The organism is Thalassotalea marina, from assembly GCF_014656435.1.
Classification (GTDB): Bacteria; Pseudomonadota; Gammaproteobacteria; order Enterobacterales; family Alteromonadaceae; genus Thalassotalea_C; species Thalassotalea_C marina.
On record NZ_BNCK01000003.1, the window covers coordinates 111,160 to 130,483 of the forward strand.

At 40.3% G+C, this 19,324-nt stretch carries 23 protein-coding genes; 4 read left to right on the top strand and 19 right to left on the bottom strand.

The features are described from left to right. Positions 1-17: 17 nt before the first annotated feature. Both IE199_RS06980 and pckA read left to right on the top strand, forming a co-directional pair. Positions 18-2,552: a penicillin-binding protein 1A gene (locus IE199_RS06980; RefSeq protein WP_189768594.1), complete on the top strand. Its 2,535-nt coding sequence runs from the start codon at positions 18-20 to the stop codon at positions 2,550-2,552. A 364-nt stretch (positions 2,553-2,916) separates the two neighbouring features. Then, positions 2,917-4,527 carry a phosphoenolpyruvate carboxykinase (ATP) gene (gene pckA, locus IE199_RS06985; protein WP_189768596.1) on the top strand — a complete coding sequence of 537 codons (1,611 nt, stop codon included), beginning with the start codon at positions 2,917-2,919 and terminating at the stop codon, positions 4,525-4,527. Between the two features lie 54 nt (positions 4,528-4,581). On the opposite strand, the gene envZ is transcribed toward pckA, so the two are convergent. Both envZ and ompR read right to left on the bottom strand, forming a co-directional pair. Next, on the bottom strand, positions 4,582-5,880 hold the full coding sequence (envZ, locus tag IE199_RS06990) for a two-component system sensor histidine kinase EnvZ (protein ID WP_189768604.1): 1,299 nt from the start codon (positions 5,878-5,880) through the stop codon (positions 4,582-4,584). A 6-nt stretch (positions 5,881-5,886) separates the two neighbouring features. After that, entirely contained in the window at positions 5,887-6,612 is a 726-nt protein-coding gene (ompR, locus tag IE199_RS06995; protein WP_189768609.1) for an osmolarity response regulator transcription factor OmpR, read from the bottom strand. Between the two features lie 358 nt (positions 6,613-6,970). On the opposite strand from ompR, the gene IE199_RS07000 reads away from it, so the two are divergent. Then, positions 6,971-7,378: a hypothetical protein gene (locus tag IE199_RS07000; RefSeq protein ID WP_189768611.1), complete on the top strand. Its 408-nt coding sequence runs from the start codon at positions 6,971-6,973 to the stop codon at positions 7,376-7,378. On the opposite strand, the gene IE199_RS07005 is transcribed toward IE199_RS07000, so the two are convergent. The 3 genes from IE199_RS07005 to IE199_RS07015 all read right to left on the bottom strand — a co-directional run bounded on the left by IE199_RS07005 (position 7,335) and on the right by IE199_RS07015 (position 10,647). Continuing rightward, on the bottom strand, positions 7,335-7,796 hold the full coding sequence (locus IE199_RS07005; protein WP_189768612.1) for a hypothetical protein: 462 nt from the start codon (positions 7,794-7,796) through the stop codon (positions 7,335-7,337). The two genes, IE199_RS07000 and IE199_RS07005, sit on opposite strands and share 44 nt — an antisense overlap. Before the next feature lie 200 nt (positions 7,797-7,996). Continuing rightward, positions 7,997-10,177, bottom strand: coding sequence for a xanthine dehydrogenase family protein molybdopterin-binding subunit (locus IE199_RS07010; RefSeq protein ID WP_189768614.1), 2,181 nt, complete (start codon positions 10,175-10,177; stop codon positions 7,997-7,999). Continuing rightward, positions 10,177-10,647, bottom strand: a complete 471-nt coding sequence (locus IE199_RS07015) for a (2Fe-2S)-binding protein (protein WP_189768616.1) — start codon at positions 10,645-10,647, stop codon at positions 10,177-10,179. The genes IE199_RS07010 and IE199_RS07015 overlap by 1 nt, the downstream gene beginning before the upstream one ends. Positions 10,648-10,908: 261 nt before the next feature. Between IE199_RS07015 and IE199_RS07020 the strand changes: the two genes are divergently transcribed. Beyond that, a complete protein-coding gene (locus IE199_RS07020; protein WP_189768618.1) occupies positions 10,909-11,361 on the top strand; it encodes a TlpA disulfide reductase family protein in 453 nt (150 codons plus the stop codon). Between the two features lie 158 nt (positions 11,362-11,519). Here the strand turns inward: IE199_RS07020 and rpsQ are convergent, their stop codons facing one another. The 14 genes from rpsQ to IE199_RS07090 form a co-directional block, all read right to left on the bottom strand. Then, the gene (rpsQ, locus tag IE199_RS07025) at positions 11,520-11,768 is read right to left on the bottom strand and encodes a 30S ribosomal protein S17 (protein ID WP_189768620.1); all 249 of its coding nucleotides are present in this window, start codon (positions 11,766-11,768) and stop codon (positions 11,520-11,522) included. After that, positions 11,768-11,959, bottom strand: coding sequence for a 50S ribosomal protein L29 (gene rpmC / locus IE199_RS07030; RefSeq protein ID WP_189768622.1), 192 nt, complete (start codon positions 11,957-11,959; stop codon positions 11,768-11,770). The genes rpsQ and rpmC overlap by 1 nt, the downstream gene beginning before the upstream one ends. Then, positions 11,959-12,372, bottom strand: coding sequence for a 50S ribosomal protein L16 (gene rplP / locus IE199_RS07035; protein WP_189768624.1), 414 nt, complete (start codon positions 12,370-12,372; stop codon positions 11,959-11,961). Before rplP ends, rpmC begins: the two co-directional genes overlap by 1 nt. A 10-nt stretch (positions 12,373-12,382) precedes the next feature. Continuing rightward, the gene (rpsC, locus tag IE199_RS07040; protein WP_189768626.1) at positions 12,383-13,075 is read right to left on the bottom strand and encodes a 30S ribosomal protein S3; all 693 of its coding nucleotides are present in this window, start codon (positions 13,073-13,075) and stop codon (positions 12,383-12,385) included. Positions 13,076-13,086: 11 nt separating this feature from the next. Beyond that, on the bottom strand, positions 13,087-13,419 hold the full coding sequence (gene rplV / locus IE199_RS07045; protein WP_189768627.1) for a 50S ribosomal protein L22: 333 nt from the start codon (positions 13,417-13,419) through the stop codon (positions 13,087-13,089). Between the two features lie 11 nt (positions 13,420-13,430). Next, entirely contained in the window at positions 13,431-13,709 is a 279-nt protein-coding gene (rpsS, locus tag IE199_RS07050; RefSeq protein WP_189768629.1) for a 30S ribosomal protein S19, read from the bottom strand. Positions 13,710-13,739: 30 nt separating this feature from the next. Continuing rightward, positions 13,740-14,564 (bottom strand): 50S ribosomal protein L2, encoded by an 825-nt coding sequence (gene rplB / locus IE199_RS07055; RefSeq protein ID WP_189768631.1) that lies wholly within the window; start codon positions 14,562-14,564, stop codon positions 13,740-13,742. Positions 14,565-14,574: 10 nt separating this feature from the next. Next, positions 14,575-14,877, bottom strand: a complete 303-nt coding sequence (gene rplW, locus IE199_RS07060) for a 50S ribosomal protein L23 (protein WP_189768632.1) — start codon at positions 14,875-14,877, stop codon at positions 14,575-14,577. Next, entirely contained in the window at positions 14,874-15,479 is a 606-nt protein-coding gene (gene rplD / locus IE199_RS07065; protein WP_189768634.1) for a 50S ribosomal protein L4, read from the bottom strand. The genes rplW and rplD overlap by 4 nt, the downstream gene beginning before the upstream one ends. An 18-nt stretch (positions 15,480-15,497) precedes the next feature. Beyond that, the gene (gene rplC / locus IE199_RS07070; protein ID WP_189768636.1) at positions 15,498-16,136 is read right to left on the bottom strand and encodes a 50S ribosomal protein L3; all 639 of its coding nucleotides are present in this window, start codon (positions 16,134-16,136) and stop codon (positions 15,498-15,500) included. A 15-nt stretch (positions 16,137-16,151) separates the two neighbouring features. Then, a complete protein-coding gene (gene rpsJ, locus IE199_RS07075; RefSeq protein ID WP_093332363.1) occupies positions 16,152-16,463 on the bottom strand; it encodes a 30S ribosomal protein S10 in 312 nt (103 codons plus the stop codon). 271 nt (positions 16,464-16,734) lie between these two features. Next, positions 16,735-18,219 carry a PDZ domain-containing protein gene (locus IE199_RS07080; RefSeq protein WP_189768638.1) on the bottom strand — a complete coding sequence of 495 codons (1,485 nt, stop codon included), beginning with the start codon at positions 18,217-18,219 and terminating at the stop codon, positions 16,735-16,737. Next, on the bottom strand, positions 18,200-18,718 hold the full coding sequence (locus IE199_RS07085) for a hypothetical protein (RefSeq protein WP_189768640.1): 519 nt from the start codon (positions 18,716-18,718) through the stop codon (positions 18,200-18,202). Before IE199_RS07085 ends, IE199_RS07080 begins: the two co-directional genes overlap by 20 nt. Then, positions 18,708-19,247, bottom strand: coding sequence for an RNA polymerase sigma factor (locus IE199_RS07090; RefSeq protein WP_189768642.1), 540 nt, complete (start codon positions 19,245-19,247; stop codon positions 18,708-18,710). The genes IE199_RS07085 and IE199_RS07090 overlap by 11 nt, the downstream gene beginning before the upstream one ends. Between the last annotated feature and the right edge of the window lie 77 nt (positions 19,248-19,324).

The window sequence follows — 19,324 nt, forward strand, 5'->3', positions numbered from 1 at the left end:
TTATTGGGTCTTGATCATTGTTGTCATTAAAGAAAACGTTTAAGTTCGTTACCGTTGCTTTTGTTGCAGGTGTTTTGCTATTGATTGGCCTATACCTTGCTCTACGCAGCGATTTACCAAGCGTTCAGTCGTTAAAAAATGTCCGTTGGCAAACGCCAATGATGATTTATAGCGCTGATGGAAGATTAATGAACCAATTTGGTGAAAAAAAACGTTTACCTCTTCCATTAAACGAAATGCCACAACAATTGATAGATGCAATTCTAGCCACGGAAGATGATCGCTTTTACCTTCATTTTGGTGTTGACCCTATCGGTATGAGTCGTGCTGTACTTGGCCAAATTATCGGTCAAAACAAAGGCGGCGCTAGTACAATCACCATGCAGGTTGCACGTAACTTTTTCCTTACCCGCGAGCAAACCTATATCCGTAAGCTTCGAGAAATTTTTACAGCCTTTCATATTGAATATCTGTTAACAAAAGACGAAATTTTAGAGCTGTATCTTAATAAAATTCCTTTAGGACATCGGTCCTTTGGTTTTGGTGCTGCCGCACAAGTGTATTACAACAAAGATCTCAAAGATTTGACCTTAGCACAAATTGCAGTTTTAGCAGGTTTACCTAAGGCACCTTCTACTCTTAATCCAATCAGTAATCCTGAGCGGGCTAAAGCAAGAAGAGCTGTTGTATTAGGTCGTATGTTAGCCACAGGTTACATAACACAAGAAGAATATCTAACAGCAAAAAATGCCCCTATTACTGCGCAAAAACATGGCGCAGAAATTGAGTTAGACGCGCCTTACGCTGCAGAAATTGCCCATCAAAAGCTAATTGAAAAGTACGGTTCAGAAGAAGCGTATACAGGTGGCTATAAAGTATTTACTACGGTTACTTCCACGCTACAAAATGCTGCCAAAGCCGCAGTTATTGATAATTTATTAGCATACGATCAGCGCCACGGTTATCGAGGGCCAATCCAGCAGTTACGTAAAATTACGGAAGACGAATCTGCAGAAGAGGTTGATCCACTCACCAGTGAAGAGATTAGTAACACACTTAAAACAGTCGAGCATTATGACCCTCTTATTCCGGCCGTGATCACAAAAGTAGATATGCAATCTGCAGAAGTCACTTTTGAAAATTTAGAAAAACAAACAATTGATTGGACTGGAATGTCTTGGGCCAGAGAATATTTTACCGACGATAAACAAGGTGCAGCTCCTGAAACCGCAGCAGATGTGGTTTCATATGGCGATGTGGTCTATGTGACGCTATCAGGTGAAGGCTATCGACTTGCACAACTTCCATCAGCTAGCTCTGCTCTTGTATCTCTGTCGCCAGATGACGGCGCTATGCTTGCAGTTGTTGGTGGCTTTAGCTATAAACAGTCGCAATTTAACCGTGTAACTCAAGCTAAACGCCAAGTCGGTTCAAATATAAAACCTTTTGTTTATTCTGCAGCGTTAGAAAATAATTTTACCTTGGCTTCTTTAGTTAATGACGTACCTATCAATCAGTGGGATAGAAGCACAGGCGTGGTTTGGCGCCCTAAAAACTCGCCCGAAGAATATAGCGGAGAAATTCGTGTAAAAAGAGCTTTAGCCCAATCGAAAAACGTAGTTGCTGTGCGTTTATTGCGCTCTGTTGGCTTAGACAAAGTAGTCAATCACTTGGCTAGTTTTGGTTTTGCGCCAAGCGACTTACCTAAAGATGAATCATTGGCGCTAGGTTCAGCCTCTTTAACCCCACTTGAAGTAGCGACTGGGTTCGCCGCTTTTGCAAATGGTGGTTTTCTTGTAGAGCCTTATATCGTAGAACGAATTGAAGATAGTTTTGGCAATATTGTTTACCAAGCTAATCCTAAGATGGCGTGCGACCCGTGTAACCAGTTTGAAAATGATCCAACACTTACTGCTGATACTCAACCGACAAACCAACTTATCAAACAATCCGATTTTAAAGAGGAAATTCCGCGCATAAAAGCAGAGCGAGTCATTAGCCCACAGAATGCTTTTTTAATAACACAGGCATTGAACGAAGCAATTTGGGGAGCAGACTGGTCGATTAAACCTGGTTGGCAAGGCACTGGCTTTAGAGGCCGAGTACTAGAACGTCGTGATATTGCAGGTAAAACAGGTACTACAAACGAAGCTAAAGATGCTTGGTTTTCAGGATACAGTAGGCGCTTAGTTACTACCTCATGGATAGGTTTTGATGACCCGTCTCGAAACCTAGGAAAAACAGCATGGAACAAAAATTTAGGCAAAGACCAGGTCATTGGTAAAGAGTTTGGTGCAAAATCAGCTCAGCCAGCTTGGATCTCGTTTATGGATGTTGCCCTAAAACAGTATCCTTATGAGCCGTTTATGCAACCAGAAGATGTTGTCTCAGTTCGTATAGACAAGGCAACCGGTAAGCTGACAACACGCACAGACAAAAGCAGTACTTTTGAGTTTTTTAAACTAGGTACAGCGCCAACAGAATATGTGACCAAAGACAATAGTCATGAAATTTTCGACAGTAAAACCTCTGAGTTAAGCGAAATTTTCTAATTTACCGTTTCAGTTATTCAAAATGTTTTTTGTCTGGTAAAAGTTTCTTTCGTTTCGACACTTTGATTAAAAGAAAAGCGATACATTAAACATAATGTATCGCTTTTTTTGTATGAATTCCTACATTTCCAATTACTTTTCTATATTGGCTGCCCTAATAAAATCAAGCTCTGCCAAGAATAAGCTATATTTTTCTCTTAAATCTTTAGCGCTTGGCACTTAAAAAATGAAAGTTATTATGAAAACTTTCAGATCGAAAGAAATAATCCTTTAGTTTTGTTTCAGAATCGCCTAAAATTGCGCCCGAATTCTACTTTTGAACACTTTTTGATTATAACGTCATACTTTCAGGAGCTAACTTGCTATGACTGCTTTGAACAAAACCATTGATTTAACTCAATATGGCATTACAGATACAACTGAAGTGGTTTATAACCCTTCATATGATGTGCTATTTGAAGAAGAAACTAAAGCAAGTCTAGAAGGCTATGACAAAGGTGTTGTAACGGAATTAGGTGCCGTTTCAGTAGATACTGGTATTTTTACAGGCCGCTCTCCAAAAGATAAATACATCGTTCGTGATAACACGACACGTGATACGGTGTGGTGGTCTGATCAAGGTAAAAATGATAACAAACCAATGTCCGAAGAAACTTGGGCACACCTTAAAGGTTTAGTTACTACACGTCTTTCAGGTCAACGTCTTTTTGTAGTTGATACTTTCTGTGGTGCCAATGAAGATACTCGTTTAAAAGTTCGCTTCATTACAGAGGTTGCTTGGCAGGCTCACTTTGTTAAAAACATGTTTATCCGCCCAACGGATGAAGAACTTGAAAGCTACGAGCCAGATTTTGTTGTAATGAACGGCGCTAAAACGACTAACGACAAGTGGCAAGAACAAGGTCTTAACTCTGAAAACTTTGTTGCATTTAACTTAACTGAAAAAATGCAGCTGATTGGCGGTACTTGGTACGGCGGTGAAATGAAAAAAGGTATGTTCTCAATGATGAACTACCTTTTACCATTGAAAGGCATAGCGTCAATGCATTGTAGCGCTAACGTTGGTAAAGAAGGCGATGTTGCTATTTTCTTTGGTCTTTCTGGTACAGGTAAAACCACTCTTTCAACAGATCCAAAACGTGAACTTATTGGTGATGATGAGCACGGCTGGGATGACAATGGTATTTTTAACTTCGAAGGTGGTTGTTATGCAAAAACCATCAATTTGAGCAAAGAGAACGAGCCTGATATTTACAATGCAATCCGTCGTGATGCCTTATTGGAAAACGTAACGGTTGACGAAAACGGCAAAATTGATTTTGACGACAACTCAAAAACTGAAAACACACGTGTTTCTTACCCAATTCATCATATTGACAACATTGTTAAGCCAATTTCACGTGCAGGTCATGCTAAAAAAGTGATTTTCTTAACAGCTGATGCATTTGGTGTTTTACCTCCTGTTGCCAAGTTAACACCTGAACAGACAGAGTATTATTTCCTATCTGGTTTTACAGCAAAACTAGCTGGTACAGAACGTGGAATTACTGAACCAACACCAACTTTCTCTAGCTGTTTTGGCGCAGCGTTTTTAAGTTTACATCCAACTCAGTATGCTGAAGTATTGCGCAAACGCATGCAAGCTGTTGGTGCAGAAGCTTACTTAGTCAATACAGGTTGGAATGGTAGCGGTAAGCGTATTTCAATTAAAGCGACACGAGCCATTATTGATGCAATATTGGATGGCTCTATTGATGATGCAGAAACTCACGTTTTACCTATGTTTAACTTAGATATTCCTAAGCACATCGAAGGCGTTGAAGACGGTATATTAGATCCTCGTGATACTTACCAAGAAGCTGCTGAGTGGCACACTAAAGCGGTAGATTTAGCCAATCGCTTTGTAAACAACTTTGATAAGTTTACAGATACTGATAACGGCAAAGCTTTAGTAAAAGCTGGCCCAATACTTTAACAAACAGTATTACTAAAAAACCGGACATTAGTCCGGTTTTTTTGTTTTTAACAATTAAATTCGAGTCACAGGAAGCCGAACCTTCGCCGACAAGCCCCCTTGCTCTCGGTTACTTAACAGAACTTGCCCACCATGTGTATCAACGATACGTTTGATAATTGCTAAGCCTAAACCGCTTCCTTCTGCCCCCCTCGCTTTATCACCTTGAACAAAGGGTTGAAACAACCTATCTATATCAGCTTCAGGAATACCGGGCCCAGAGTCGTCAACGGTTATTTCTACAAACTGCTTACTAGCATCTAATCCAGTACTAATAAGTATGTCTCCTTCAGAATAACGTACCGCATTTTCGATTAAATTAGCCATTACGCGTTTTATTGCTACATAGCGAATGGGAATTTCAGGTAACGTCCCTGCAGTAAAAGTAATAATGCGTTCATTAATTGACTCTGCATTGACCACTTCACTTACTAAAACATTTACATCTGCTGGTTCAGCTTTGTCTTTACCATCTTGTCGAATATAGTCGATGAATTGATCGATAATAGTATTCATATCGTCAATATCACCTTCTATGCCTTCTTTTAAAAATTCATCTTCATGAGACATCATTTCTGTCGCTAAACGAATTCTGGTTAATGGTGTTCGAAGGTCATGCGATATGCCAGCCATGAGCAGGTTTCTGTCTTCCTCAAGCTGCTTAATACCTTTAGACATATGATTAAACGCTTGGGTTACTGCTACTATTTCAGTGGTTCCACGTTCCCTAAGTGGCTCAGGAAACTCACCTCTTCCGACTTGATGTGCAGCAGATTGCAAAGCTCGTAATGGCCGATTTAACTGTCTGACGAATAGCCATCCACCAATTACACTTAATCCCCCAAGAATCATCAATACAATAATCAAAGGTGTATAATTGGCTTCTTCTAGGCTATTGAGTGGAATTTTTACCCAAAGATCTGGTGCTTGTGGAGGGCGAATCCAAAATAGAAACTCGTCACTTTGCGTAAAACGCACTTCGGCAGGTCCACCTAGCAACGCTGACATATTACGTGAACTCATTTCACGGTAAATAGCACCATCTAAGCCTTCTTGCATGGCATCTTTTTCTAGATAGACGCCAATTCCAGTTTCTTTCTGGAAAGCCTTGACCATTTTAGTGCTGACAGCAGGCTCCTCAACTTCAATGAACATGACGCGGATCTGCTTGGCGAGTAATTGTTCAACCTGATCTGAATTAGGTTGAACAATATAAATCATGATAGATATCAGTGATACAGCCTGATTGATCAGTAACAAGACACCAATCAATAAAATGGTTTGCCCAAATGCACTTCGTGGCAAAATTCTCATATAGATTTAAGCAACAGCCTTACCTTCAGGAACAAATACATAACCAAGCCCCCAAACAGTTTGAATATACCTTGGCTTAGCGGGATCTTCCTCAAGCATTCTACGTAAGCGAGATACTTGTACATCGATACTGCGTTCAAGCGCTGAATAATCCCTTCCTCTAGCTAAGTTCATTAGCTTATCACGTGAAAGAGGCTCTCTTGGATGAGTGATCAAAGCTTTTAATACAGCAAACTCACCACTCGTTAATGGCATATTAAGATCGCCCTTAGTCATTTCACGAGTTGCTAGGTTTAAGCGGTACTCGCCAAATTCAACAATATTTTCTTCTTGTGATGGAGCACCTGGCGCTTCTGTTACTCTTCTACGTAATACTGCTTTTATACGCGCTAATAACTCTCTTGGGTTAAACGGCTTAGGCATATAATCATCGGCACCTAACTCAAGGCCGATGATTCGGTCTACTTCATCACCTTTTGCCGTTAACATAACAATTGGAATATCGTTGTTTGTTTGACGTAACCGTCGGCAAATAGATAATCCATCTTCACCGGGCAACATGAGATCTAAGACCAACAAATGAAAATTTTCACGCTCAAGTAAACGATCCATTTGCTCTGAATTTGCAGCACTACGAACAACAAAACCTTGTTCAACAAGGTAACGCTCTAATAAAGCTCGTAAACGCATATCGTCGTCAACCACGAGCACTTTAGGTGTTTCTTGTCCCATACATCACCTTTAATTTATTTTTTGACTGATGACTACTATAAGCCAATATTGGCAAATTTCACAAAGGAAGTATGTGACATTTTTCCTCGTTTTGTTACAAATTATGATATTTCATCATTAGGACGCTTATTATTTAAACCATTGTTTTTAGTAAGTTACCCTCAGCTTATCTTCGATAGAATTAAATGACGATGAAGTAATTCAACATGTTATCGTTACTAGTGACTATTAAAATATGAATTTCAGCACGTCACATATACAAAGGTTTCATCTGTATAGCACCAATATTTTAATTTATGACAAAAGAGTAATATTTAACTGATAGTAAAACATACGAAAAACAGGGTAGAATGGCGACATGAAAATTTGGACCCATTTTTTTAAAGCCCCTATCAGGGTGCTTTCAATCTCTCGTCGCCAGCATCTCAGTAAGCTCAAGCGACAGTTAGTGCTGATTAAAAATGCGCTTGCCCAAGAAAAAAATGGCACGAAAGAAATGCTCGCCATTTATCGTAGATATACTTTACGCCAAGCAACGATTGAAGAGATGAAACAGGCGAACAAACAATTTGTTGATCTGTTAAAGGGATTAGGGCTAGGGGTATTTGTGGTGCTGCCTTTTGCACCAATTACCATACCTTTGGCGATAAAATTAGGAAAATGGGTTGGTGTAGATATTTTGCCTAAGTCTTTTAGTCAGCTGGGTAACAAAGCAGTAAAAGTTACTTTAGATAAGAAACTGCCTGATCAGTCACGCAATGAGTAAAGGATTTTTGTCTATCTTGTTTTGAAAGCTTAGCTATCGCTTGTACTACCAGCTTCTTTTTGACTTTTAACTCTTCAGCAGGTAACCCTTTTAACTGCTCATGGAAGCAACCTATTAATCCAAAGTTTAATGCCGTATCTGAGTTAGGTGGCTCGCCTTTTAAACATTCTCTAAGTTTGTCGGCTAATGCTTGTCGATCCATCACAGTTATCATCTGCTTAACCGACGGATTACTTGCATCAATTTTTCGCTCCAAATTACAACCATAAAACATATCAGCGACGGCGACTACGGGTAGAAGTTGTTCATGTTGCTTTTTGAACTTATCTTTTAGCCACTGATCGTAATCCACCCCTTGTTCTTGAGCAAAACTCGATAAAGATATGAAACCAATGAGTAGAGCAACAGCGCTTTTCATGTTTTAAAAATCTCTGTTTGAAAAATAAGCATTGAATAATTGTAATATTCTACACATTGTTGTCAGGCCAGTAACTATGTTTTGTTGTAAAACATCGTAATCAACTGTTTAGAATATTGTAAGAATACGTAAATTATATTTACTAGAGTTTAACTGAATATAGATAAAAGCCCCCGCTAAGGGGCTAGTGTTTATCAAAACTAAATTGACATTGGCTTAAATGGTAAGTCTCTGTAACGTTTTCCAGAAGCAGCATAAACAGCATTACCTAACGCGGGAGCAAAAGGTGCTACGCCAGGTTCTCCAAGTCCAGTAGGTTTATGGCCAGAGTTATGTATATGAACATTAACTTTAGGCATTTCGTTGATGCGAAGTACTGGGTAATCATGAAAGTTAGAGTTTACCACTGCACCATCTCTGAAGGTTATTTCTGTGCGTAGTGCTAAACCCATGCCCATCACAACAGCACCTTCCATCTGTGCCGTGGCACCATTGATATTAAGTACTTGACCACAATCAATCGCACAATCAACTTCCAGCACCTTGATGTCTTCACCATTCACTTCAACCTTTACAGCCATCGCCACATAAGTTGAAAAACTAAAATGAACCGCTAAACCTATACCTTGATTTTTAGGCAGCTTGTCACGATTGTGCCAATTGGCTTTTTCTGCGACTAGATTTAACACAGCCTTCGAACGTTTAGCTTGTTCCTGCTGATCCGGATTATTATTTGCGTCATAAAGCTGATTTAAATAGCTCAATGGATCTTTATTGGCAGCATAAGCCAATTCGTCAGAAAATGAACTAAAGCTAAAGCCATAAAAAATGGCATAAACCGCACGGTACCAACCGATACGGGTATGGGCTGGCGCCTCACCACTTTCGCTACGAAAATTTTCAATGCCGTACGGATAATTATCTACCGCACTGAGCTCTCCCTTGCCAGCGCGTTGCTGCGCTGGGTTAAACAAAGTACCAATCGCTGGAAACGCTACTCGATGTAACCACCCTTGAATAGCACCGTGTTCATCAATCCCCGCTTCAATGTGCTGAGCGCTAATCGAGTGGTAATAACCCGTGCGCATGTCTTCCTCACGCGTCCAAGTTAATTGAACAGGAGCATTGATGTGCTGTGATATAACGGCAGCTTCATGTACATAGTCACATTTAAACTTACGTCCAAAAGCACCACCGGCCATTGTGACATGAACAAGAATATCTTTTGCATCTCGTTTTAGATATGCAGCCAGCGTATCTTGAATTGCTTTTGGTGCTTGTGTAGCAGCCCAAACCTCACAGCTGTCTTTTTGCACCCATACAACACTGGCATTTGGCTCCATAGGGGAATGAGCGATGTGCCCTCCGGTATACGTGGCTTTAACCACCTTACTGGCATTTTTTAGGCCAGTAGTAACATCACCTCTCTCAGAAACAAGCTCTGCTGGCGATTCAACGTTCTTCACTAGCTGAGCTTTATATGACTTAGTGTCATAACTGCCATGAGGCCCTCTTTCCCACTCTATTTTTAGTAATTTAGCTGCCTTTTGTGCCGTCCATGAGTTGTCTGCGACGACTGCAACGCCACCAAGTGAGCCGAAAGGCATTTCCAAACGCTCAATCACGATAACATCAAGTACACCTTTAATAGCCAGTGCTTCACTTTTGTCTAATGATTTAAGTTTACCGCCATAAACAGGGCAATGGACAACACTCGCATATTTGAGCCCTGGCAATTTGGTATCAACACCGTATGTCAATTCGCCTTTGATTATTTGGTGAATATTTTGGTTAGGAATAAATTTACCGACATATTTAAAATCGTCTACTGACTTTAACGTTGGTTTAGTTGGAACTTCTAATGTAGCTGCTATATTCGCTAACTGTCCAAAGGACAATTTTTTGCCTGATGGTTGATGATAAACAAAGTGATTTTCAGCCTGGCACTCCTCAGGCGGTACCTTCCATACTTTAGCTGCTGCAGCAATCAACATTAATTTTGCCGAAGCTCCTGCCTTTCGCATCGGTTCAAACATAATGTTGATACTTCGGGAACCACCAGTGCCCTGTGGACCGTATTTCTCTTCATCGCCATCAGCTTGCCTAACAGTAACTCTTTGCCAATCAGCTTCCATCTCATCAGCAACCGCTGCTGGCAAAGCGGTATTGATCCCTTGTCCCATCTCACAGCGCCCACAATAGATCAGTAAATCACCGTTATCTTGTAAATGAACAAAGGCATTAGGATTAAATGTAGCATTGTCGACATGAGCGTCTGATGCGCTAGCCATTGGTGGTAAAGTGACACCAATGATTAAGCCACCTGTGGCGAGGCCGGAAGTTTTAATAAAATCTCTGCGCGATACATTGGCAATAGTCATTATGACACCTCCTTGGCAAGCTCATCTGCCGCCTCAGCAACCGCTTTTTTGATACGTTGATATGTCCCGCATCGGCAGATATTTCCTTGCATGGCGTTATCAATATCGTCAGCAGAAGGATTTGGATTTTGCTTTAAAAAGCTAGCCGCATTCATAATTTGGCCAGCTTGACAGTAACCACATTGTGGCACGTTGTTAGCGACCCACGCTTTTTGTAATGGGTGATCACCGTTTTCAGATAAGCCCTCTATTGTCGTAATAGCTCTGCCCGCTAAAGTGCCAACAGGTGTTATGCACGCTCTGGTAGCAACACCGTCTATGTGCACAGTGCAAGCTCCACACAGACCAGCACCACAGCCAAATTTAGTACCAGTCTTTTCTAAATGATCGCGTAAGAACCACAATAACGGCATGTCGCTCTCAACATCAATCGGATATTTTTCACCATTTATAATTATTGATTTATCCATAATAGCCACTTGATTGTTGTTTGAAATTTCAGCATATGTAATATAGCAAATGTAAGTGTTTTCGTTACGACTAACTGCTTAATTAATGCGATGAATACCAATATTTTTATATCTTGTTACACAGGGAAACAAGATATACGAATTTCATCGTATCAAATCCATAGTACATCAAAGATGTCTAACATCAAAATGCGCACACTTTTGTTAAACTATTTGATAAGCTATTCCAGTGTGCACAAACCTATATTGAGATTATGGAATATGTTAAAAAAGTTAATGGTAGGTACTTTATTGGTTTTTAGTCTCGTTACTAACGCGAATGAGACATTAACTGAGTTTGATGCACTGATTCAATCGAACAAAGGGAAAGTGATATACGTCGATTTTTGGGCCTCTTGGTGTATACCATGTAAAAAGTCATTTCCTTGGATGAACGAAATGCAGGCGAAGTATAAAAATACCGATTTTACCGTATTGAGCGTCAATCTTGATGCCAATAAAAGCCACGCGTTGACGTTTCTTGAAGAAATACCTGCGACATTCCCAGTATTTTATGATCCCAAAGGAAGAGTCGCAAAAGCGTTTAAATTAAAAGGCATGCCTAGTAGTTTTATCGTTGATAAAGCAGGAAACATTGTGAGCTCACATGTTGGTTTTAATGAGACAAAAAAAGTTAGCTATCAAACTGAAATAGAAGCGCTTATTAAACAATAATCAAAAGTTGATCAAAACAGATAAGCTTTAAAGTAACATCACAAAACCAAAAATGACAACCACCAACTGAAGTAAGTGATGTAGAACCAAAAACAAAAAGGCCCTGCTATTGCTAGCAGAGCCTTTTCTACGTATTTATTGTGACGTTAAATCAGCTATTAAGCTTTTTCAACTACGTCTACTAATGTCCAAGACTTAGTCTTAGAAATTGGAGCGCATTCACGAATAGTTACGATATCACCCAAGTTACATACGTTTTCTTCATCGTGTGCTTTCAACTTAGTTGAACGCGAAATGAATTTACCGTAGATAGGGTGCTTAACACGACGCTCGATCAGGACAGTGATAGACTTATCCATTTTGTCACTGACAACGCGACCTTGTAGAGTACGAATTTTATCGCTCATTACTTACCAGCCTTCTCAGTTATGATAGTCTTCACACGTGCAATATTGCGACGTACCGTTCTTAGCAAGTGAGTTTGTGCTAACTGACCTGTGCTTGCTTGCATGCGATAGTTAAACTGTTCGCGAAGAAGCTCAAGTAATTCAGCATTTAACTCTTCAATGCTCTTTTCTCTTAAATCGCTAGCTTTCATTACATCACCGTTCTAGTTACGAAGGTTGTTTTGAACGGAAGTTTAGCAGCAGCTAAAGCAAATGCTTCGCGAGCTAAATCTTCAGAAACACCTTCCATTTCATAAAGAACACGACCTGGTAGAATTTGACATACCCAATATTCTACAGAACCTTTACCTTTACCCATACGAACCTCAAGAGGTTTCTTAGTAATTGGCTTGTCTGGGAATACACGGATCCAAATTTTACCTTGACGCTTAACGTGACGTGTCATTGCACGACGAGCAGCTTCAATTTGACGCGCAGTCATACGACCACGTTCAACTGATTTTAAGCCGTAAGTACCGAAGCTTACAGTGCTACCAGTGTTCGCAAGACCACGGTTACGCAATTTAAATTGCTTACGGAATTTAGTACGTTTTGGTTGTAACATTACTTATCCCCTACTTGCTCTTACGGTTTGATCTTTTCTTAGGCTTAGCTGGTGCTTCAACCTGTGCAGGCATACCACCGATAACTTCACCTTTGAAGATCCACACTTTAATACCGATAACACCATAAGTAGTGTCAGCACGTGCAATTGCGTAATCGATATCAGCGCGCAATGTGTGAAGAGGTACACGACCTTCACGATACCACTCAGAACGAGCGATGTCTGCGCCGCCTAAACGACCGCTAACTTCTACTTTGATACCTTTAGCACCTAAACGCATAGCATTTTGTACTGCACGCTTCATTGCACGACGGAACATAACACGACGCTCTAATTGGCTCGCGATGCTGTCAGCAACTAATTGTGCATCCATTTCTGGCTTACGTACTTCTGCAATGTTAATTTGAGCAGGAACACCAGCAATTTTAGATACTTTTACACGTAATTTTTCTACGTCTTCGCCTTTCTTACCGATAACAACACCTGGACGAGCAGTGTGAATAGTTACACGGATAGATTTAGCAGGACGCTCAATCACGATTTTTGATAATGATGCACGCTTAAGCTTTTCAGATAAAAATGCACGAACTAAGTGATCGCCGTGTAAGTTATCTGCAAATTCTTTGCTACTTGCATACCAAGTAGACGCGAAAGGTTTAGTGATACCTAAGCGAATACCATTTGGATGGACTTTTTGACCCATTCTAATATCTCCTAGCTATCAGCTACAATCACAGTGATGTGACTTGTACGCTTAAGGATACGATCCGCGCGACCTTTCGCACGAGGCTTAATACGCTTCATTGTCGGACCATCGTCAACAAAAATTGTTTTAACGAATAATTCATCAATGTCTGCACCTTCGTTGTGCTCTGCGTTAGCAATAGCTGAGTTAAGTACTTTCTTAACTAAAACAGCAGCTGATTTGTTGCTGAATTCTAAGATTTCAAGTGCTTTCTCAACGTGTAAGCCGCGGATTTGATCCACAACTAAACGTGCTTTTTGAGCAGAACCACGGGCAAATTTATGTTTAGCAATAGCTTCCATTTAACTTCCCCTTACTTCTTCTTCGCTTTCTTATCAGCAGCGTGGCCGCGATAAGTACGAGTTGGTGCAAATTCACCTAATTTGTGACCGATCATTTCTTCAGTAACAAATACAGGAACGTGTTGACGACCATTATGGACAGCGATAGTCAATCCGATCATGTTAGGGATGATCATTGAACGACGGGACCAAGTTTTAATTGGCTTTTTCTCCCCGCTTTCTACCGCTTTCTCTACCTTCGTCAACAAGTGTAGGTCGATAAAAGGACCTTTCTTGAGAGAACGTGGCATGGTAATTCCTCTTAATTAATTAAGTACTAATTACTTAGTACGACGACGTACGATGAACTTGTCAGTACGCTTGTTCTTACGAGTCTTATAACCCTTAGTAGGTACACCCCAAGGTGTAACTGGGTGACGACCACCTGAAGTTCTACCTTCACCACCACCGTGCGGGTGATCAACTGGGTTCATGGCAACACCACGAACAGTTGGGCGAACACCTCTCCAACGCTGTGCACCAGCTTTACCCAATGAGCGAAGCATGTGTTCTGCGTTGCCAATTTCACCTAAAGTTGCACGACAGTCAGCTTCGATTTTACGCATTTCGCCTGAACGAAGACGTAAAGTTACATAAGCGCCATCTTTAGCAACTAGCTGAGCGTAAGTACCCGCTGCACGAGCGATTTGAGCACCTTTGCCTGGCTTAAGTTCGATTGCGTGAATAACACTACCTAATGGTGTGTTACGTAATGGTAACGTGTTACCTACTTTAATCGGTGCATCTACACCTGACTGGATTGAATCACCAGCGTTTAGGCCTTTCGGCGCTAAGATGTAGCGACGCTCGCCGTCTGCATATAATACTAACGCGATGTTAGCAGAACGGTTTGGATCATATTCCAAACGCTCAACTTTTGCAGGGATACCGTCTTTAGTACGCTTAAAGTCAATTACGCGATAGTGATGCTTGTGACCACCACCAACGTGACGAACAGTAATACGACCCGTGTTGTTACGACCACCTGACTTAGAGTTTTTCTCTAAAAGAGGTGCGTAAGGCTTACCTTTGTAAAGGTCCGGGTTAACCACTTTAACTACGTGGCGACGACCCGGAGAAGTTGGTTTACATTTAACAACTGCCATTTTGCTTCTCCTATGCTTCTGCGCCAACGAAGTCGATGTCGCTACCTTCCGCTAGAGTAACGTAAGCTTTTTTCCAGTCGCTACGACGACCCATACGCATACCAGTGCGCTTTTGCTTACCTTTAACGTTAAGAGTACGAACACCGTCAACTTTTACGTCGAAAAGTTTTTCAACTGCCGCTTTGATTTCAGCTTTCTTAGCGTTTGTTGCTACTTTGAAAACGATCGTGTTGTTCGCTTCAGCAGTCAACGTTGCTTTTTCAGAAATGTTTGGTGCTAAAAGCACCTTTAACAAACGTTCTTCGTTTATCATGCGAACATCTCCTCAATTTGCTTAACCGCGTCAGCAGTCATTAATACTTTTTCGAAACCAACTAAAGAAACTGGGTCGATACCTTGTACGTCACGCACGTCAACTTTGTATAAGTTGCGAGAAGACAAGAATAAGTTCTCATCAACTTCAGGTGTAACGATAAGTACATCTTTAAGTTCTAAACCTTTAAGCTTAGCAACTAATTCTTTAGTTTTTGGCGTTTCTACCGCAAATTCGTTAACAACCACTAGGCGGTCTTGACGAATTAATTCAGAAAGGATGCTTTTGATCGCACCACGATACATTTTACGGTTAACTTTTTGGCTGTGATCTTGAGGACGAGCAGCGAAAGTTACACCACCAGTTCTCCAAATTGGACCACGAGTTGTACCAGCACGTGCACGGCCAGTACCTTTTTGACGCCATGGCTTCTTGCCACCACCGCTAACTTCAGAGCGAGTCTTTTGCTTAACAGTACCTTGACGAGCACCTGCTGCATAAGCAACAACTACTTGGTGTACTAAAGCTTCGTTGAACTCACGTCCAAAAGTTGCTTCTGAAACTTCAAGAGCGCCTGACGCGTCTTTTAATGCTAATTCCATCAAAATTCTCCTCAGACGTTAGGCTTTTACAGCTGGCTTGATGATTACGTCAGCGTTAACGTGACCAGGAACTGCACCTTTAATAAGAAGCAAGTTACGCTCAGCATCAACACGAACTAACTCAAGGTTTTGCGTAGTAACTTTCGCAGCACCCATGTGACCAGACATTTTTTTGCCTTTGAAAACGCGACCTGGTGTTTGACATTGACCGATTGAACCGTTTGAACGGTGAGACAATGAGTTACCATGAGTCATATCTTGAGTACGGAAATTCCAGCGCTTGATACCGCCTTGGAAACCTTTACCCTTTGATGTGCCTGTCACGTCAACTAATTTAGTTTCGTTGAAAATTTCAACAGTAATTTCACTACCTGTAGCTAATTCAGCACCTTCACCGTCGTTAAGGCGGAATTCCCACAAACCGCGACCTGCTTCAACACCTGCTTTAGCAAAGTGGCCAGCTGCCGGCTTGTTTAAACGGTTAGCTTTTTTAGTACCAGTAGTAACTTGAATCGCTGAATAGCCGTCGTTGTCTACAGTTTTAACCTGAGCAACGCGGTTGGCTTCAACTTCTAGGACTGTAACTGGAGTAGAAACGCCGTCTTCAGAGAAGATACGAGTCATACCAACTTTACGTCCGACTAGACCGATAGTCATGTCTAAAACCCCCTATTAACCCAAGCTAATTTGAACGTCAACACCAGCTGCTAAGTCAAGACGCATAAGTGCATCAACAGTCTTATCAGTAGGTTCTACGATATCAATTAAACGCTTGTGTGTACGAATTTCGTACTGGTCACGCGCATCTTTGTTAACGTGTGGAGAAATCAAAACTGTGAAACGCTCTTTACGTGTAGGAAGTGGAATTGGACCACGAACCTGAGCACCAGTACGCTTTGCAGTGTCAACGATTTCTGCTGTAGATTGATCAATCAAACGATGATCAAACGCTTTCAAACGAATGCGAATTCTTTGATTTGACATTTATCAAATCCCCTAATAAAAGAACGAACAAAGTACAGCCCATCTCCTTTCTTTTTGGGAAAGGGGGGAGTACCGATTAATCATTCGACCCCCAATCGGGGCCGCTGTAATACTGCGCTTTAAACCATGTTAAAACGCCCTTTTAAGTAGGCTAGCTACAAAAAGGTTGGCGTATTATACATAAGCACAAAAAAAGAGCAACGATTAATTTACGTTACCCTTTTTTGTATTGGTCCAGTTTATTTACGATGCTTTTTCTTAATGACTTTCCTTAGTTTACTTTCCTATTGATATCTCGTTCTAGGTCTTTCTCTTGTTTGATGAAGCTATAATCGTTTTTTGTATATCGTCTTTGCATTTTACGGTAAGGGATATCAATAACCGTTTGCCCGTAGTTAATTCTTTGTAATGTTTTTTGCTCTGCTTTTTGTTGTGCCAAATAGATTTCTTGCTGCTGATTGTTTATAACAAGCTTTACTTCAGGTAGCTGTTTAATAGTAACAATATTAGCTAACCTCATCACCTTGCCTTGGCGATAAATACTTGCCTCTAGGTTTTGTTTACCCTGTTCAAAATGAAGATCTGTGTCAGCGCTATTTAAGGGTGTTCCATTTATTGACACCAATAAATCATTTGGCCTAAGCCCTAATTGTTCGCCAATACTTCCAACCCCAACAAAAGTCACTCGGATACCATTGGACTCTCTTACCCCTCCAATACCTATGTTATCGTCAGATTTCGTAGGGATATGTATCAACAAATTGCCGAATTCTTGTCTTTGAGTTTTATAATTGCTCAAAATGGACATCACCTTACGATCTAGTTGATAAAGTGCAGAACTAGATATATGTGTATATTTATATATGTTTTGACTATTCACCCTAGGGTTAATCACAAAGCTAAATCTTGGTACAAATATTGGTTCAATTGCAGTTTCTATTGTAAGCGGCTGCCCATGTCGAATTAACTTTAGAGTGGCATATTTAGCTTTTTCACTCGAGATGTTTACATTAAATAATTCTATTTGTTCGTCAAAAGTGCCAATTAACTGTTGATTGTTAATTGCCACAATGCGGTCTCCAGATAATACTCCCATTTTATGAGCATCAGAATTAGGTGTTACACTTAATACGGCAAGACTTTTGGTTTCCTTACTTAATGTTTTATCAAACCTAATCCCGATATCTGTCCTTAACCCCGCTGGCATCACTCCTCGAATTTCAGGATTTGGATGTCCACTTTCATGGGCGATTTGTGCAAAAACATGTTGAATGTCCGCTTGTTCTTTTTCTGAAATACTGATTGAAGTTATGCTAGGGTCTGTTGTTAAGTATTCAGCTACGTCTAACCCAGAAACATCTCTACAGCTTGAAATTGGTTGCTCTTCAATAAGAATATCGACAGGTTTGCCTTCATGTTCTTTAACCTTTAACTCAACACGTTGCAGATTTTTTAAATCCAAAGAAAAATATACAAGGTCACTCTTACTTTTATTATTTTCTGAATAGATAGAGCCTAAAATTTCGTAGCTGCCAGGGGGGAGCTTAAATGTTGAAGTTTCGCGCCAACGAGCAAGACTTTTCGCCCCCGAAAAAAGTAGATCACCATTTATTTTTTCTAATCTAACTTGGTAGTCCTTTGATTTATCGACGCTCAGTAATGCACACTTTTCAAATTGTTCTGCATATACATGACTAACCGTTAATAAAGAAAACCCAATTAACCCCAATAGCTCTCTATAAAAAGATAACTTCATTTTCTTTCTCCATTTGCTCAATTTCAAGGATTGCTTTCATTGCCACTTGCCTGTGTTTTAATAACTTCAATAACTCTTTTTTGTCGCTGGCATATTGCATCTGCTGCTCAGTAAATAGAATTTGCCTCAACATTTCTGACGTTACTTCTCTGTCTTGTTGTATGTTATTGAGTTCATATTCAAGTAACTGATTTGATAACCGCAAGTCTTCCAGCTCACGCTGGATACTGACGTTCTGGTAAGTGATAAAAGTTAAGAAGCACAGAAACAAACTTGCAGCCATCCCACCAAACCAAAGGAACAAAGGTGAACGGCGATTTTGACGATTAGCTATTGAAGTTTCGAGTTGTCGCCACACCTCAACAGGAGGAGACATTAATTCCACATGTTGTATCGATTGTGAAAGAATCTCTAACTTTTGTTGTTCCAGCGCAGTTGGAATTTCCTCTATCGCTACATCTTTTTTGTGATTTTCATTTTTTCGTCTATTAATAGGCATGTTTTTTTACTTCCGAAAATAATCGAATTCGCTTGAGGGTTCTCGACACTATTGATTTAGAAAAACTTGGAGATTTAGACGCCAACACAGCAATTTCCTCATGACTATATTGCTCGACAATAAATAGCCACAATATTAACCTTTCGACCTCAGTACACTTATCCAAGACACTGTCTAACAACCTGCAATCATGAACTGCGTCGCCATGATTAAAATCAATGTATTGCTCTTCAACGTTAGCATCCTCAATAAAAACAAATTTTTTATTTCGTTTAAGAAAATTAAACGTGTTGTTAAAGGCAATTCTTTTCACCCACCCCTGGAAACTACCCTGCTTTTTATAGCTATGTATGCTTTCATATACATCTATAAAAGTATCGTGTAGTAGCTCTCTAGCAGTATCTGAATTTTGACAAATTTTATAAATCGCTGTGTAAATTTGAGGAGATAGCTGCCGATAACATTGCTCAAAAGCATACTTATCACCACTTCTCATATTATCGATCAACTTATCTTCCCAGCTGTCCAAAAATTCCTTTCCTTATTTTGCTGTTATTTTTTTAGTTCAAATCACTTTGTTGTTAATCAAGTAAACAATTGGCACTT